The organism is Pirellulales bacterium (genome assembly GCA_019694435.1).
GTDB lineage: Bacteria > Planctomycetota > Planctomycetia > Pirellulales > JAEUIK01 > JAIBBZ01.
Genome location: JAIBBZ010000088.1, coordinates 1 through 2,844 on the forward strand (window position 1 = coordinate 1; position 2,844 = coordinate 2,844).

The following is a 2,844-nucleotide window of genomic DNA, read 5'->3' on the forward strand; positions in this document are numbered from 1 at the left end:
CGTCGGGCAACGCGGGCATGCACGGCGCCTGAACCGGAAAGCGCAAGCTCACGGCTCGCCTTCGCAGGCGGTACCCGCTTCCGGCCGGCCTCGGCGCGCGCGTCGCAACCGCGGCGTGCCCCACGCGCAGGCGCGGAGCGCCGTTCCGGCGGCCGCGGCCTGACGTTCAGCGCGTGACCTCAGTTGCCTGCTGAGGCTGGCCAAGGAAGCCGTAGGGGGACGGCCGGAGCATCGGGTCAGGCCGCCGCTTTGGGGCCTACGATGAATGGGGCGAGCCGATACTCCACGAAGTGGTTCGGGCGCCAACCGCTCAGCAGCTTTTCGATTATGAAGTTGTCGGCGACTGCAGTTGCCACCCCGAGCAATGGGTTGAACGCTTCCAACGTTTGGGTGAATACATACCGCACGGTCTTGGCGGGGACTGACTGAATCCAGCCTTCCTTCGAGATGCTGGCCATGTAGGATCGAAGCAGGCCTTCATCCACGTTGGCCGACCGAAGCCACTCCTTGAACTTGGCTGCCTTATCAAGCAAAACCATGTACTCCTTGAAAGTGCGCTGCCCTGAGTCGATCGTCTCGCGCAAGGACGGGTAGTCGGGAAGCGTTACTTGATGGAAACTGGCAAGTTCCTCTTGATTAAGCTTCTGGCGACGGAAAATGTCTGCGTACCGTATCTGGACAATGGCCGAAGTGACTTCCGAGGTGGCAAAGTCGCCGCCGTAGAAAGAGGCAAGGGCAAGATCCGCACGCGCCTCAAGTATGTGAGTGAGAAGGTGCGCGACCGTCACTGGCTCAAGTGGCGGGCGCAGCGCTGCTCTGCGCGCGTTTATCGCGGCGAAGTCAATGTTATTGAACACATACATCCCAAGGTCAGAGTCTTGGATGTCGAACTGCAGCATCGCGCCGAGGGTCTGCGCGCCCGGTGTCAACGCAAGAGCTGTATTGATGGCCGGGTTTACAAAGGATGGATCAGCCATGTCATGGCGAGCTGCAGCAGTTATGCCTCCCGGCACGTAGTAATCTCCGGACAATTTTCGAGGCGGTGCCACTCTCAGGAATAACCTTGCGAAGCGCTTGGCGTCCGACGCGGAAACACCTTTAGAGCGAAGCATGTAAGCCACTCGGTCTTCCCGAGTCTTGAACATCCCGACACCATCGTGACCAATCAACGTGAAGGCAGCATATGCGTGCGCGTTCAGAGGCCCGACCGCGTGTGACTGCGTGCCGAGAATCTCTTCGCAATAGACGGCCGAGCAGTCGCTTCTATTGAGGAGTGTTAACAGGTTACCCACGCCAAGTTGACGCACGAGATTCCCAAGACTGCCCATGTCGATCAGCAAATGGACGTTCTGGTAGAAGAGCAGTGCCTCGGCAATCTGACCGGCGGTGATTGGGGATCCAGTTTCTGTCCGGCGGAGAACGATCTTTTCAAACACAGACCTAGGGGCTCCGTAGATGTTGGGCGTTCGGGGCGAGTGTATTCGGCGGCCCAACTGCACGCCGGCCGGCAGTCTCATGCGAGCTTCGGTGCCGACGAGCGCGAGCGTTGCCCAGTCGCGAATGCAGGTCGGCAGGAAGTCCCACCGCTTCTGCCGCGTGTAGACGACGACCTTGCCGCGATCGAGGACGGCGACGTGGACTTGCGGCGCCTTCCCGAACGGCTGGATGCAGACGATGGCTTCGAGCTCGCCGCCCTGATGGCGGCCGTTGCCGGCAACTGCGAGCGCCCCTGCGCGGTACTCGACGCCCGCGGTAACGGCGAGCGCGCGATCGAGCTGCGGCCGCGCGCGCCCCAGCAGCGCGTCGAGTTCGCCGCTGATGGCGGGTTCGGCGAGCAGCGCGTCGACGTCCCAGGTCGCGACGTAGCGCGCGATCAGCGCCTTCGCGGCAGCGTCGGGATCCTGAGCGAGCACAGCGCCGCAAGCGAGCAGCGCGGCCGTCGCGAAGGCAATCGCCGCACCGACGCGCGCCGCAAGTGCGGCGCTCGACGCGCCGCGGCGCATGGGTCCGCGTCGTCGCTGAGCCGGCATCGTTGCATGCCCAGGCTCGACCTGTGCGCCTCGCTCCGGTTCGCGTCCACCCGGCACGACGGTCATGCCGCTGGGCCCGCGAGCCGCACTACCGCGTCGAGACTAGAGCTTGGGCCCGGTACCGCGCGCGAGGCGTTCCTGCTCGGCCTTCTTCTGCAGTTCCGAAACCCACTGCTGGGCCTGCAGGCTCGACGTCGCCTGGGCACCCACATCACCCATCGTGACGACGAGCTGGTGCACCGGCTCGCCTTGGATCTTCGCACCGACGGCGTAGCCGCACTGCGAGAGATCGGGCGGCGCGATGCCCTTCTTCTGCATGTGACGCAGCCAGTTCACGAGTTCGCTGCCTGCGTCCCACGGAAAGACCGTCGTACCGGGCTGGTCGCGCCAGCACATCGGCTTGCCGGCCTCGCCCCAGACGACGCTGGTCTGCATCGCGGCGCCGGGCGACTTGCCCCGGTTCAACACGGTCGGCGTGCCGTACTTGTCGGTCAGCTGCTGCAGCATCTGCGCCTGCGTCGGCGGGTCCTTGAGCGAGACTTCGCGCAGGACGCCGACCAGTCGCTGCGGACCGGGCGCCGACGAGAACACCACGATGATCTGCTCGCGGGGGCTGTCGACCTTGGCCGTGAGCTTGCTCAGGTACGGCGGCGTCTCGTGCTGCGCCGAGCCATCCCGATAGCGGTAGCTGCCCTTGGTCTCCATCATGAACGCGTTCGGCACGTGAGACTTCAGCGTGGCGAGGACCGGCGCCTCGTCCATGCCGAAGCGCAGGCCGACGACGTCGGGGCCGGCCTGCGCGGCCGCTTGCATT

The 2,844-nt window shown here is 64.6% G+C and carries 2 protein-coding genes; both read right to left on the reverse strand.

Going from position 1 to position 2,844, the window contains the following annotated elements:
• Positions 1 to 236 precede the first annotated feature (236 nt).
• Positions 237 to 2,003: a hypothetical protein gene (locus tag K1X74_23530; GenBank protein MBX7169324.1), complete on the reverse strand. Its 1,767-nt coding sequence runs from the start codon at positions 2,001 to 2,003 to the stop codon at positions 237 to 239.
• Between the two features lie 129 nt (positions 2,004 to 2,132).
• A partial coding sequence (locus tag K1X74_23535; protein MBX7169325.1) for a hypothetical protein occupies positions 2,133 to 2,844 on the reverse strand: 712 nt, incomplete at its 5' end.